Annotated in this window: 10 protein-coding genes and 1 tRNA gene; 4 read left to right on the top strand and 7 right to left on the bottom strand. The window is 38.3% G+C overall.

Annotated features, from left to right (window positions below):
* Positions 1-141: 141 nt before the first annotated feature.
* The 3 genes from GGR22_RS08500 to GGR22_RS08510 all read left to right on the top strand — a co-directional run bounded on the left by GGR22_RS08500 (position 142) and on the right by GGR22_RS08510 (position 8430).
* Positions 142-2796 (top strand): zinc-dependent metalloprotease, encoded by a 2655-nt coding sequence (locus GGR22_RS08500; protein WP_182493290.1) that lies wholly within the window; start codon positions 142-144, stop codon positions 2794-2796.
* Between the two features lie 116 nt (positions 2797-2912).
* Entirely contained in the window at positions 2913-5648 is a 2736-nt protein-coding gene (locus GGR22_RS08505; protein WP_182493291.1) for a reprolysin-like metallopeptidase, read from the top strand.
* A 115-nt stretch (positions 5649-5763) separates the two neighbouring features.
* Positions 5764-8430 (top strand): zinc-dependent metalloprotease, encoded by a 2667-nt coding sequence (locus GGR22_RS08510; RefSeq protein WP_182493292.1) that lies wholly within the window; start codon positions 5764-5766, stop codon positions 8428-8430.
* 51 nt (positions 8431-8481) lie between these two features.
* Here the strand turns inward: GGR22_RS08510 and GGR22_RS08515 are convergent, their stop codons facing one another.
* The 4 genes from GGR22_RS08515 to GGR22_RS08530 form a co-directional block, all read right to left on the bottom strand.
* Positions 8482-8997 carry a hypothetical protein gene (locus GGR22_RS08515; protein ID WP_182493293.1) on the bottom strand — a complete coding sequence of 172 codons (516 nt, stop codon included), beginning with the start codon at positions 8995-8997 and terminating at the stop codon, positions 8482-8484.
* Positions 8998-9040: 43 nt separating this feature from the next.
* On the bottom strand, positions 9041-9664 hold the full coding sequence (gene pth, locus GGR22_RS08520) for an aminoacyl-tRNA hydrolase (protein WP_182493294.1): 624 nt from the start codon (positions 9662-9664) through the stop codon (positions 9041-9043).
* Positions 9665-9755: 91 nt separating this feature from the next.
* Positions 9756-10367, bottom strand: coding sequence for a 50S ribosomal protein L25/general stress protein Ctc (locus GGR22_RS08525; RefSeq protein ID WP_121375913.1), 612 nt, complete (start codon positions 10365-10367; stop codon positions 9756-9758).
* 29 nt (positions 10368-10396) lie between these two features.
* The gene (locus tag GGR22_RS08530; protein WP_121375914.1) at positions 10397-11338 is read right to left on the bottom strand and encodes a ribose-phosphate pyrophosphokinase; all 942 of its coding nucleotides are present in this window, start codon (positions 11336-11338) and stop codon (positions 10397-10399) included.
* 158 nt (positions 11339-11496) lie between these two features.
* Between GGR22_RS08530 and GGR22_RS08535 the strand changes: the two genes are divergently transcribed.
* A tRNA-Leu gene (locus GGR22_RS08535) sits at positions 11497-11576 on the top strand.
* Positions 11577-11613: 37 nt separating this feature from the next.
* Here GGR22_RS08535 and GGR22_RS08540 read toward each other — a convergent pair.
* The 3 genes from GGR22_RS08540 to GGR22_RS08550 form a co-directional block, all read right to left on the bottom strand.
* Positions 11614-12063 (bottom strand): LexA family protein, encoded by a 450-nt coding sequence (locus GGR22_RS08540; protein ID WP_182493295.1) that lies wholly within the window; start codon positions 12061-12063, stop codon positions 11614-11616.
* Positions 12054-13322, bottom strand: coding sequence for a Y-family DNA polymerase (locus tag GGR22_RS08545; RefSeq protein ID WP_182493296.1), 1269 nt, complete (start codon positions 13320-13322; stop codon positions 12054-12056). The genes GGR22_RS08540 and GGR22_RS08545 overlap by 10 nt, the downstream gene beginning before the upstream one ends.
* Before the next feature lie 135 nt (positions 13323-13457).
* Positions 13458-14828, bottom strand: coding sequence for an NADH-quinone oxidoreductase subunit N (locus GGR22_RS08550; RefSeq protein ID WP_182493297.1), 1371 nt, complete (start codon positions 14826-14828; stop codon positions 13458-13460).
* Between the last annotated feature and the right edge of the window lie 5 nt (positions 14829-14833).

The raw sequence follows: 14833 nt of genomic DNA on the forward strand, positions 1-14833 counted from the left end.
ATTAAGGTATATGGGCAATAAAAAAAACTTCTTGGATAGATTGTTTTTATGGTAAAATTTAGAGTATCTGTGATTTAAGTAGAAAAACTTCCGTCCTAAAACTTTATATAGTAAATTTGGGAAAATTTACCCAACACAACCATGAAAAGAATACTACTCTTAGCACTGACCTTGCTGACAAGCTTAGGCAGTTTTGCCCAGTCCAAAGATTTATGGGCAATTTCAAACGACGCCAGCACGGCGGTATTTAAAAAAGTGCAGCGATCTTCGCTTCCTTCAGAATTCAAAATTTATAAATTAGACTTAGAAGGACTTAGAGCTAAATTGCAAGATGCTCCTTTGCGAAGCGAGTTTAATGGTGTTTCTGCTACTATAGTCTCGTTTCCAGATCATGAAGGAAAGATGGAAGACTATAGAGTTCTAGAAGCTCCAGTAATGGAAAAAGAACTTCAGGCCATGTATCCTGAAATCCGTTCGTATGTCGCCAAAGCCATTAAGAATCCTACAAACATTATTCGATTTAGTGTTTCGCCTGAAAAGGGATTGAGCGCTATGATCCGTTCAGGTAGTAATGGAGTAACCATCATTGATCCGTATACTTCTGACAACAATTTTTATCTGGTTTTTAATAAATCCAAATCGATACGAGGCGGCGAAGCATTTACATGCCTTACCGAAGATGAGGCTATGGATTTGGGAAGAAGTTTTTCTGAAGAAAACCAGTTGTTGGACGCTGATGATAATATGTTAAGAACATTCAGATTGGCACTTTCTGTTAGTGGCGAGTATTCTACTTTTCACGGAGGAACGCTAGCAATGGTAAATGCCGCCATGAATGCAACACTGACAAGGGTCAATGGCGTGTTTGAAAATGATTTCAAGCTTAATATGGTATTGGTTGCCAACAATGATTCAGTTATTTTTTTAAACGCAGCTACAGATCCATACAATGCACAGAATACTTGGGCAACGGCATTGAGAAATACGTTAAATGCCAACATAGGCCTTGCTAATTATGATATTGGACATTTGATGAGCGCCATTGGAAATAACGGAAATGCAGGATGTATCGGCTGTGTTTGCAACAGCAATAAAGGAACTGGTTTTACTACCAGTGTCACTCCAACAGGAGATAATTTCGATATTGATTTTGTCGTGCATGAGATGGGGCACCAATTTGGGGCTAATCATACGTATTCTATTGCTATAGAAGGGACAAATGTAAATGTGGAGCCTGGAAGCGGAACGACCATCATGGGCTATGCAGGAATTACAGGTCCTGCTACAGATGTTCAGCCGCATAGCGATCCGTATTTTCATGCGGCAAGCATTCAGCAAGTGACAGCCAATATAAAGACAAAAACGTGTCCGACGACGACAATAATCAACAATGCTGTACCGACAGCAAATGCAGGTGCGGATATTCCTCTTCCGATAGGAACGGCATTTTATTTGACAGGAGCTGGTACAGATACGGATTCTGATGGACTGACATATGTTTGGGAACAGATGGATTCTGCAACTGATGAAAGCCAGATGTTTCCAGAAGCTACAAGTGTAGAAGGACCAATGTTTAGGTCCTTTTCTCCATCAGCATCTCCGACTACCTATTTCCCTAGTCTTGAGTCTGTTGTTCAAAAAGGAATCCAGCGCGATAAATGGCAAAAGGTTCCGGAAGTTTCTCGTGATTTAACTTTCAGGTTTACGGTTAGAGATAACGAGATTGGCGGAGCGGCAAATAAGAGTGATGATATGGTTGTTTCTTTTGACGATTCCATAGGTCCCTTTAAATTTACATCACAAAACACGGTTGGTCAATCTTGGACATTAGGTTCTACACAAACCATTACTTGGGCAGTAAACAATACGAATACATTGCCGGGAGCCCAAAATGTTAACATAAAACTTTCTACCGACGGTGGATTGACCTTTCCGGTTATTTTGGCATCAAATGTTCCTAATAACGGTACAGCAACTGTTACAGCTCCGTGGACTTCTGTGCCAAAGTGCAGGTTGCTAATCGAGCCTACGAATAATAAATTTTATGCGGTTAATTCGAAGCCGTTTGCAATAGGATATGATGTTACGACTTCATGCCAGACGTATAGTTTTACGACTCCTTTTGCGATTCCAGATAACGGGAACAGCTATACGACAAGACAGTTAAATGTACCTGTTACGGGAGAAATAGCAGACGTTAAAGTTGCAGTGAATGCTACGCATACTTGGCTTTCAGATTTAAATATTGCCGTAGTGAGCCCAGCAGGAACTGTCGTTACTTTGTTCAACCAAGGCTGCTCCAATAACGGAGTTACAGACAACCTCAATGCTGTATTTGACGAAGATGGAGCTAGCGCTGTTTGCTCGACTACCATTCTTGGAAATGTATTGCCAGAAGATGTTTTGTCTTCTTTCAATGGGCAAAACTCGCAAGGAAACTGGATATTAGGAGTTGTTGATTTAGGCGCTCAAGATACAGGTACCATGAATTCATTTTCAGTTACTATATGTACGCAAACCATGATGTTGGGGACTGATCATTTCGGTCTTGCTGATTTCAAGATTTATCCAAATCCAAACAAAGGAAACTTTAACGTTCAGTTTAATTCTGAATCAGGTAATGAGATCAAGATTAGTGTTCATGATATAAGCGGCAGACAGATTTTTAATAAATCCTACCAAAATACAGGATTGTTTTCTGAAAAGCTGCAATTGAATAACGTCCAATCTGGAGTTTATCTTGTCAACGTAATCGATGGCGACAGAAAAGAAGTGAAAAAAATTGTCATAGAATAAAAATCTAAATTCAACTAGATAAGAAGGAGGTGCTTTTGAGTATCTCCTTTTTTTATTGTTAAATAATTAGAATATACGCATAAATGATTAATTTTGGATTATAAACTAAATATATTATGAAACGAATTTTACTCTTAATCGTTTTTGTCTTTGCGTTTTCTGCGGGCTATTCGCAGTCATCGCCGCTATGGACAAAAACATCTGCACAGAGCCTAGACGCTATGAGAAAAGCGACTAGAACCTCTATGCCAAAAGAATATCAGCTATATCAGCTTGATTATTCTAAATTGAAAACACAACTTGAGTATGCTCCTTCTGGGGAAAATACACAGTCTTCTGGTGTTGTGATTGCTTTTCCAAATGCTGAAGGAAAATTGGAAAACTACAGAATTTATGAATCTTCTGTAATGGAGCCAGAATTGGCGGCAAAACATCCTGAAATCCAATCTTATATTGGACAAGGAATTGATGACCCGACTGCCAAAATTCATTTTACGACCACGCTTTTTGGTCTGCATACGATGACTTTGTCAGGAAAAGGAACTTCTTTTATAGATCCTTACACCAGCGATTCTAAAAATTATATCGTTTACAATAAGTCTAGCTTGCCTAAAAGACAAGCTTTTGAATGTCATGTAGAGGATAATGATGCAATGGTGCCTCCTCCTTCTACAGCGGCTAGCGATGGAAAATTTAGAACCTATCGTTTGGCAATGGCTTGTACGATTGAATATGCCGCTTTTCATATCAATGCCGCGGTTACAGCAGGAACTTTAAGCCCAACAGCAACACTTGCTCAAAAGAAAGCAGCTGTTTTGGCGGCTATGAACGTGACAGTTGCTCGTGTAAATAGTGTTTATGAAAGAGATATGTCTTTGAGAATGCAACTAGTTGCAAACAATGAGAGTATTATTTTCGTAGATTCAGATAATTTCACTAATGATGTTGCGGGACAGTTAATAACACAAAGTCAAAGCGTAATCAATACTGCAATAGGTAACGCGAATTATGATATCGGGCATACTGTAAGTACAGGTGGTGGAGGTCTTGCAGGATTAGGAGTTGTTTGTGTTACAGGTCAAAAAGCAAGAGGAATTACAGGTTCGCCAGAACCAGTAGCTGATGCTTATGATATTGATTTTGTGGCGCACGAAATGGGCCACCAGTTTGGAGCTGCTCATACATTTAACGGTGAAGGAGGAAACTGTACACTTCCAGACCCAAGTATTGGTGATCCAGGTACTCGTAATGCGGCTACTGCTGTTGAGCCAGGTAGTGGAACTACTGTAATGGCGTATGCCGGAATTTGCGACGCGGTAAATGTTCAAGATCATTCTGATGATTATTTCCATGCGGTGAGCATAAGTCAAATGGTGGCTCATATAGCAGGAACTGGAAATTGTGTTGCGGGTGTAAATAATGGAAATAATCCGCCGGTAATTAGCCCACTGACAAGTTATACAATTCCAAAAGGGACTGCTTTCGTATTAAAAGGGAACGGAACTGACGTTAATGGTGATGCATTGACGTATTGCTGGGAACAGACTACTGTAGGAGCTACTGCTGTAAATCCTAGTGCTACTTCAACAGATTCAAACCCTAACTTTAGATCGGTATCTCCATCTACTTCTCCTAACAGATACATGCCTGCATTGCCAAGCGTGCTTAGCGGAAATTTGACTCCTACATGGGAAGTCATTCCTTCTGTAGCGAGAGTAATGAGCTTTGCATTAACAGTTAGAGATAACAGGACTCCAAATGGAGGACAGACAGCAAGACAAAACATGACGGTTACGTTTAACGACGCAACAGGTCCTTTCAAAGTTACATCTCAAAACACAGATGGAATTTCTTGGACTCAAGGTCAAACAGAAACGATTACGTGGGATGTGGCTGGAACTACAGGAGCTCCGATTAATACATCTAACGTAAATATCTTATTGTCTACTGACGGAGGTCTTACGTTCTCTACATTATTAGCCAATACTCCAAACGATGGAAGCGAACCTATTACAGTTCCTAATGTTGCGGCTCCTTTCTGTAGAATTATGGTTGAGGCTGCAAACAATATCTATTATGCAGTTAACGCTAAAACTTTTGCTATTGGTTATACAGTAACTACTACATGTAATACATATACAAATAATACTCCTTTTAATGTTGCTGACGGAAGCGGAACTACCGATGCGGGTAATGGTCCTATTTCATCTTCTATAATTAACGTTCCAAGTGCGGTAACGATTTCTGAAGTAACAGTAACTGTAAACGGAACTCATCCAGACGTTTCAGATTGGATTATTGCATTGAACCACCCTGATGCAACACAGTCAATCGTATGGGGATATAACTGCTATGTTCCGACAAATTTTGTTGGCGCTATGAATGTTACATTTAAAGATGGTGCTCCAGCATTAGCTTGTACTAATCCAACGGTTGGAACCTATAAGCCTTTACAGCCTTTGGCTCCATTTATCGGTAAGACTGCTAACGGAAACTGGAGATTGCTTGTAGGTGATGGTTTTGCAACCAAAACAGGAACAATAAACTCTTGGTCGATTCAAGTTTGTTCGCAGACTATGGTTTTGAGTACTCAAAACTTTGGCCTTGCTGATTTCAAGATTTATCCGAATCCAAATAAAGGAAACTTTAATGTTCAGTTTAATTCTGAATCAAACAATGAGATCAAGATTGCGATTTATGACATAAGCGGTAGACAGATTTTCAATAAATCCTACCAAAACACTGGATTATTTTCTGAAAACCTTCAGTTGAATAATGTTCAGTCTGGCGTTTATCTTGTCAATGTAATAGATGGTGACAAAAAAGAAGTGAAAAAAATAGTTATAGAGTAGAACTCTAAACTGTTAGATAAAAAGGAGACGCTGTTAAGTGTCTCCTTTTTTTATTGTTAAATAATTAGATTATACATATAAATCATTATTTTTGTTTGATAACCAATAATATATTATGAAAAAAAATCTACTCTTACTCATTTTTGTCTTTGCGTTTTCTGTGGGCTATGCACAGTCACCGCTTTGGACAAAAGCCTCTGCAGGGAGCTTGAATGCTTTAGAAAAGGCTGACAGAAGCACCATGCCAAAAGAATATCAGATCTATAAGTTGGATGTATCCAGATTGAAAACACAGCTTCAAGCGGCTCCATCTAGAGAAAACATGGGAACATCCGATGTTGTGATTGCTTTTCCAAATGCTGAAGGTAAATTCGAAAATTACAGAATTTATCAATCTTCTGTAATGGAAAAAGAATTAGCAGCAAGACATTCTGAAATCCAATCGTATGTTGGACAAGGAATAGATAATCCTAATGCTACCATTCATCTCAGTACGACAATTTTTGGAGTACATGCTATGATTATGTCTGATAAAGGAACAAAATATATCGATCCTTATACAAAGGATTTGAATAATTATATTGTTTACAACAGATCTAGTGTTAGCTCAACTAGAAGCTTTGAGTGCGGAACTACAGAAGATGCTTTAGAAGGCAGAGGACATGAATTTTCGAATGCAGCATTTGCAAACGACGGAACATTTAGAACGTATAGACTTGCTATGGCGTGTACAATCGAGTATGCCGCTTTTCATGTCAATGCAGCAGTAGCAGCAGGAACTTTGAGCCCAACAGCAACATTAGCCCAAAAGAAAGCTGCGGTTTTAGCAGCAATGGCAATTACGGTAACAAGAGTTAACTCTGTTTTTGAGCGTGATATGTCTTTAAAATTAGTTTTGGTTGCAACTAATGAAAACGTAATTTTCGTTGATGCTGATAGTTTTACTAACAATCCTCCTGTAATGATTAATGAAATGCAGGCGATTGTGGATGCAAATATTGGAGCAGCTAATTATGATATTGGTCACGGTGTTTGTACTTCTGATAATGGAATTGCTCAATTAGGTTCTGTTTGTGGTGCTAATAAAGCAAGAGGTGTAACAGGACAACCAAATCCAGTGGGCGATCAATTTGATATTGATTATGTAATCCACGAAATGGGTCACCAATTTGGAGCTACACATACTCAAAATAACGATTGTAATAGAACAGCAACTACTGCGGTTGAACCAGGTAGTGCTAGTACGATCATGGGGTATGCAGGAATTTGTGCTCCTGATGTTCAAAATAACTCTGATGCTTATTTCCATACAGTAAGTTTGACTCAGATGTTTTCTTTTGTGACTACAGGAGGAACATGTTCAGTAAATGTGCCAAATAATAACGCGGCTCCTGTAATTCCAGTTTTGACAAACTATACGATTCCAGCCGGAACTCCTTTCGTTTTGAGAGGATCAGCAACAGATGCTGATGGTGACGCGCTTACTTACTGCTGGGAACAAACAAATGCTGGATCAACTACAGACGTACCTAATGCGACTTCAACTGCGAATCCAAACTTTAGGTCATTATCGCCGACCACATCACCAAACAGGTATTTCCCTTCTTTGTTGAATACTTACGGAACTTGGGAAGTACTTCCGACAGTTGCTAAAACAATGAGTTTTGCATTAACTGTTAGAGATAACAGAACTCCAAATGGAGGACAGACAGCAAGACGTAACATGACCGTTACAACGAGTACAGCATCTGCTCCTTTTACTGTAACATCACAAAATGTAGATGGAGTTTCTTGGACGCAAGGTCAAACACAAACGATTACTTGGAATGTAGGAGCAACTACTGCTGCTCCATTTAATACAGCAAATGTAAATATCTTGCTTTCTACCGATGGCGGACAGACATACTCTACATTATTAGCTAATACTCCTAATGATGGAAGTGAGGCTATTACAGTTCCTAATACTGCAGCTCCTTTCTGTAGAATTATGGTTGAAGCTGTAGGTAATATTTATTATGCACTAAATGCTAGACCTTTTGCTATTGGATATACGATAGAAAACGTTTGTACGACATATACAAACAGTACTGTAATGCCTATACCTGATGGACCAAATCCAGATGTTTCAACGCCTGGTCCATACGTAACTTCTCCAATTACTATTGCGGATACGGGAAATATAACTGATGTGAATGTTAGGGTTAATGTAACTCATACATGGATTAGAGACTTGGTTTCTCTTGTAAGACATCCTGACGGGACAGAAGTAATTCTTGGAGGTAGAATTTGTAATGGTCAACTTGGATATAATATCCTTTTTAACGATGGGTCGCCAAATATTGTATGTGCAGCACCTATTACTTCTGGAACATTCAGGCCAACTGGAGCGCTTTCTACGTTGAATGGAAAACCAATGGCCGGCGAATGGCAATTGAAGATAAATGATTTCTTCCTAGGCGATACAGGAAACCTAAACTCGTGGTCAGTTGAAGTATGTAGACAAACAGCTGTCTTAAATGCTCCAAATTTCGGATTAAAAGATTTCAAAATTTATCCAAATCCAAACAATGGTACTTTCAATATTCAGTTTGATTCAGATTCAAGCAACGAAATTAAAGTAGGAGTACACGATATGAGAGGAAGACAAATCTTTGAAAAATCATATCAAAATTCAGGATTATTCTCTCAAAGCCTTGAGTTGAATAATACACAAGCAGGTATTTATCTTGTAACTGTTCAAGACGGAGATAAAAAAGAAGTTAAGAAAATCGTTATTGAATAATTTTCTTATACTGCTAAAATTAAAAAGGGAACTCATTGAGTTCCCTTTTTTTTATAAACTTATTTTTACGTTTCGAATTATCTGATTATCTACAATTTTCGGCAAATCGATTTGCAATGTAGAATTCTTTTTAGTGAGACTGCCTTCGGTTACTTTGTAATTTCCAGCCTTGCCCTTGCAGAAGCAGAACACTCCAAAAAGCATTTTGGTATTTTGAAGTTGTTTATTTGAGAAAGTAAAATCGGAATAATCTTTATTCATTTCAAAAACAATTTCTTCTCTATAGCCTGCGTCTTGCAACGTGGTGTCTTCTATTTTTTCTCGATACTTGTAAAGAAAAACAACTTTATCTGGATTTTCTACCAGTTCGTAATAGGTCTTGCCAATGCCGTCCGTTTTTACATTCATGCTTTTGTTTTGAAGTATCTCAAAAGTACAAATTCCATTTTCGGGACAAGGACTTTCTATTTTTGTCTTTTCATTACCGTTTGCCATAGTTGTAGTAGATTTTGTACTGCAACATGAGATTGTCAGTATCATCATCGGGAAAAGTATGGATTTTTTCATGGTGTTTTGTTTTATTGTATTAAAGATAGCAAAAAGAAAGCCATTATTTTCCGTTAAAAGAATTCATGGTATTGTCGAGCCCTGACAAAGCAAACGATTGGATGATTTCTGCCGCAAGGTCAAGTCTTTCCGTGAGCTTTGCTTTTTCTTCCTCGTTCCATTCTCCGAGCACATAATCTACTTGTTTTCCTTTTTTAAATTCGTCGCTAATTCCGAATCGGAATCTTGGATAGTCTGATGAATTTAACGTCTGTTGTATGCTTTTCAGTCCGTTGTGCCCGCCATCGCTTCCTTTAGGCTTGATTCGTACGGTTCCAAATGCAAGATTCAAATCATCGGTGATTACTAAAATATTGGAAGCTGGAATGTTTTCTTTGTCCATCCAATACTTGACAGCCTTGCCGCTGAGGTTCATGTAGGTATTTGGCTTTAAAAGAAAAATCGTCCTTCCTTTGAGTTTGTATTCGGCCATTGCACCAAGTTTTACGGTTTGAAAATCAAGACCTTCCTTTCTGGCCAAATGATCCACTGCTTTAAATCCGATGTTGTGTCTTGTGTTTACATATTCTGCGCCAATATTACCAAGGCCAACGATTAGAAATTTTTTCATTGGGTCTGAATTTGTTTTGTGTTCTTTTTTAAAGATGTTGAAAATCCAATTTTTCATTTCGTAAAAATAGTTTTTCTATCCGAATTTCTATTACATAAAAAAAGCATCAGTTTTTGGCTGATGCTTTTGATATAATCTAAGGTGAAAATTATTTTTTCTTTCCTTTTGCTGGAGCTTTTGCAGCTTTTGCAGCTTCCTGAGCAGCTTTCATAGCAGCACGTGAGATTCTCACTTGTGCAACTACTGTGTTGTCTGGGTGAAGCAATTTGTAGTTGTCAGAAACTAATTTAGTAACGTATAATTTGTTACCCATTTCAAGACCTGAAATTTCAGCTTCTACGAAATCTGGAAGATTTTTTGGAAGCGCTTTTACTTTCAGTCTACGTTGGTTCAAACGCAATACACCTCCTAAAAGTACACCTGGAGAAACACCAGTTACTTTCACTGGAACTTCCATAGTGATTTCTTTGTCATCGTGTAATTGGAAGAAGTCAAGGTGCAAGATTCTGTCAGAAACAGGGTGCACTTGAGTGTCTTGCAATACTGCGTTGAATGTTTTACCACCTTCAAGTTCGATCACAACTGTGTGAGCGTTTGGAGTGTAAATCAAGTTTTTGAATGCTTTTTCTTCTGCAGAAAAATGCACTGGTTGATCTCCTCCGTATAAAACGCAAGGAACCATTCCAGCATTACGTAAGGCCTTAGTAGCTACTTTGCCCACGCTTTCTCTTTCTGATCCTTTAATTGTAATCGATTTCATTGTAAATATATATAATTAATAAAAAAATTCTACATCAAAAATTTACCGCTGATAGAGTTGTTGTGTTGTACCATTTGCATTACTTCTGCAAAAAGAGGCGCACAGCTCACCACTCGGATTTTCTTCGATTCTTTCTTCAACGGAATAGAATCGGTAACAATCAGCTCGCTTAATTGCGAGTTTTCAATTTTCTCATAAGCCTCGCCTGATAAAATAGCGTGAGTACAGATTGCCCTTACGCTCAATGCTCCTTTTTCAATCATCAAATCCGCAGCTTTTGCCAAAGTTCCTCCGGTATCGATCATGTCGTCTACAAGAATAATATTTCTTCCTGTCACTTCTCCAATCAATTCCATGCTTTCAATCACGTTTGCTGCTTTTCTCTGCTTGTAGCAGATTACAACATCCGATTCTAAAAATTTAGAATAGGCATAGGCTCTTTTTGAACCTCCCATGTCAGGAGATGCAATCGTAAGATTTTCTAAATTCAAGCTCTTAACATAAGGCAAGAAGATAGTCGATGCAAACAAATGATCTACTGGCTTTTCAAAGAAACCTTGAATCTGGTCGGCATGCAAATCCATTGTCATGATTCTCGTAGCTCCGGCAGCTTCTAATAGTTTTGCAACTAATTTCGCTCCAATCGGCACACGTGGCTTGTCTTTTCGGTCTTGTCTAGCCCAGCCAAAATAAGGAATTACAGCCGTAATATGACGGGCTGAAGCTCTTTTAGCGGCATCAATCATCAACAAAAGCTCCATCAGGTTGTCTGCACTTGGAAAAGTGGAACAAACTAAAAAGACTCTCAATCCTCTGATTGATTCTTCGAAAGACGGCTGGAACTCGCCATCGCTATATTTAGAGAACGTTACTTTACCTAGCTCCACGCCATAGCTCTTAGCTATCTGTTCGGCTAAATGTACGCTTTGAGAACATGCAAATATTTTTGCTTCTGGTTCTTGGTGCGGCATTTTAAAATGTTGTTTAGTAGTTAGTTAGTGTTGTGTTGTGTAAACGAGGTGCAAATTTAGGAATAAAATCCAACTCTGAAAGAATATTTTTAACTATTTTTTGTTTTAAATGAAATTATTTTTTTTACATTTGCACCCACAATTGAAACACATCAATTGCCTGGATGGCGGAATTGGTAGACGCGCACGACTCAAACTCGTGTACTTAGGTGTGTGGGTTCGATTCCCACTCCAGGTACTTTAAAGTAAAACCTCTGAGAAATCAGAGGTTTTTTTTATATCTTCTTGATTACGTAAGTAACGATGCCCCAGATTATAAAATTATTTTCTTCCGAAACTTTTATGGGTTGGTATTTCTGATTTTCAGGCATCAGATATAAGCAATCTTTTTCGAGCTTTAATCTTTTTACCGTAAATTCTCCGTCGATAAAACAAATTGCAATTTCTTTGTCCGCCGGCTCTAGGCTTCGATCAACGATTAAGATATCCTTGTCATTTATTCCGGCATCCGTCATGGAATGGCCTTCAACTTTTATATAAAATGTAGTCGTTGGATTTTCAATCAATTCTTTGTTCAAGTCGATAGAAGTTTCTAGGAAATCTAATGCAGGAGAGGGGAATCCAGCTGAAACTCCTTGAGAGACATAAGGTATTCTGATGTCGCTTTCGAGATCAGGCTTAAAAAAAATGAGCTTCTTATCTGTATGTTTGGGTTCTAATGGCATTTTACTACTAGAATTTGATCGAATTGGGTCGTGTATTTCGGAGAAAGCATATTTTGTTTCATGTTCCATGTTTGGGAATCTTGTATCCCTAGTTTGACTTTGCGGCTTCCTATTTTGGTGTTTATGTTGTCAATCGCTTTCATCAACAGGTGGTGTTTTGGGTTTTCTTCTTCAAATAGATGAAGCTGCTTCTCGTTTGTATTAATCAGCTGGGTTACGATTACGCCGGCTTTTTGAAATCGCTGTCCTTTGTTTTCTTCGTATAACTTTTCTAGAATCCTCAGAGCCGCTTGGTTTATTGTGAGCGTAGAATTGGTCCCGAAAGGCAGTGTGACAGCGTGATGGTAATACTCCTTCGTTGTTGGCGTTTTGTGCTCCATGGTTGAAAGCATAACGATTATAGTATGGCAACACGAATTCTGCTGTCTCAGCTTTTCGGCACAGACTGAAGCAAAAGTCGAAATCCGTTCCCTCAACGAATCAAAATCGGTCAGCTGTTTCGGAAAGCTTCGGGTAATAGCGATACTTTTCTTATCGGAAGGTTCTTCTATCGTTAAGACCGATTCTCCCAATAGTTCTTTTCTAAGGCGGAGGCCTATGACGCCCATTTCTTTTTTTATCCAATTTTCATGAAATGGTTCTGTAAAATCATAAGCAGTCAGTATGTTTTTGGCCTTCATTTTTTTCTTCATCCGATAACCGATGCCCCAAACAGCTTCTATTTTGGTCCATTTTAGTGCTTTGATACGTTTTTCTTCTGTATCTATCACATACACTCCATTGGTTTTTTCTGGGTATTTTCGTGCAATTTTATTGGCGACTTTTGATAATGCCTTAGTTGCAGCAAAACCAATACAAACGGGCAGGCTGAGGCCTTTCATAAGCTTAGTTTTGATCTGTTTTCCATAATCATCATAGTCAGAGATATTCATCCCCTCGAAATTTAGGAAAGCTTCATCAATACTATATACTTCAACATGCGGAGTAAATTCTCTCATTACATCCATGGCACGCTGGCTCATGTCTCCATATAAGGCATAATTAGAGGAAAATACTTTTACATTATTTTGAGCTAGCATTTCTCGTATCTTAAATTCAGCAGCTGCCATGGGGATACCTAAAGCTTTTGCTTCATCGCTTCGAGATATGATGCACCCGTCATTATTAGACAAGACGACAACTGGCTTTCCATTATATTGTGGCTGGAAAACCCTTTCGCAGGAAGTATAAAAATTATTGCAGTCGACTAATGCATACATAGTACAAAATTAACCTAAACGACTAAGAACTACTGTTTGACAAAAGTTAATGTTGAAAAAATTATCGTAAGAAATTATATAAAAAAAACCACCAGAACTAACTGATGGTTTTCGGTATAATGTATTGTTAAGCTTCTATGTCAGTAAATCTAGCAAGAAAGAAGGGTAAAGTCCTAATGCGATGTTCAATAAGATAGCAACTGTAGCAACAGCGCTATATACAAAAGGAACAGATTTTGCATTTTCTGTGGCATCTTTAGTATACATGGCAAGAATCAATTTGAAATAGTAGCCCACGCTGATGATAGAGTTTATGACAGCGATGATTACCAAGATGATGTGCCCGGCTTTTAGCATTTGTCCGAACAAGAAAACTTTAGCAAAGAATCCTGAAAAAATCGGAATTCCAGCCATAGAAAGCAAAGCTCCTGTTAGGATTGCTGCTAATAAAGGACTCGTTTTTCCTAGTCCGTTGAAATTGAAAATATCTTCGTTGTCTTTGTTTTTTGTAACATATAGCACTACTGAGAATGCTGCAATTCCTGCCAAGGCATAAGCTGAAGTATAGTAAAGAAGAATTCCTCCAGAAGTGGAAACGGCCAAAAGCGCCATCAACATAAATCCTGCATGTGAAATACCTGAGAAAGCCAGCATTCTTTTCACATTTGTCTGTTTTAATGCCATAATGTTTCCGATAGTCATCGAAAGGATAGAAACAATCATCAAAGCTGTTTGTGAAGATTCTGGCAGGTTGACGTTCATTGCTCGTACCAATTTGAAGAAAGCGGCCATTGCAACCACTTTTGCCAACGTACTCATCAAAGCCGTTGTCAAGGCAGGCGAACCTTCATAAACGTCAGGAGCCCAAAAGTGGAATGGAACTGCTGCGATTTTGAAAAGCATACCAATACTCAATAAGATGGCTCCAATATAAAACCAGTCTTCTACATCAGCAGAAGTTCCTGCTTCTTGAATAACTGCCATGTCAAATGAACCGATAGCACCATAAATTAAGGCAATTCCGAATAAAATGAAACCTGAAGCGAAAGCTCCCATCAGGAAATATTTCATTCCGGCCTCGTTACTTTTTAAGCTCAAGCGATTGCTTGCTGCTAAAACGTATAAAGAGATGGAAAGGATTTCAATTCCAAGGAAGAACATTGCGAGATTCCCGAAAGCAACCATAGCAATGGCTCCTGTCAAAAGGAACAATTTTATAGAAACGAAATCGGATATTTTGTGTATTTGTTTCTCGTGAAAGCTCGGTGTCAAGGCTATTAGAAACACTGTCAATAAAATAAACAGGCAAGAAAATGAAGTTGAAAAGTTATCATCAACAATCATATTATTGTAAGTATCTGCTGATCCATTTAATCCAGTCGCTGTTAGTCCCAAGGTAGCAAGCAAGCCAATAATTGTTACAGGAACAATTGCTTTTCTTACGTTGAAAATTTCAGCTATAAGGCATAAAACCCCTAATACGGCAATAGCTATTAATGTATACATTTTAT

This window comes from Flavobacterium gossypii (assembly GCF_014138495.1).
Taxonomy (GTDB): Bacteria; Bacteroidota; Bacteroidia; order Flavobacteriales; family Flavobacteriaceae; genus Flavobacterium; species Flavobacterium endophyticum.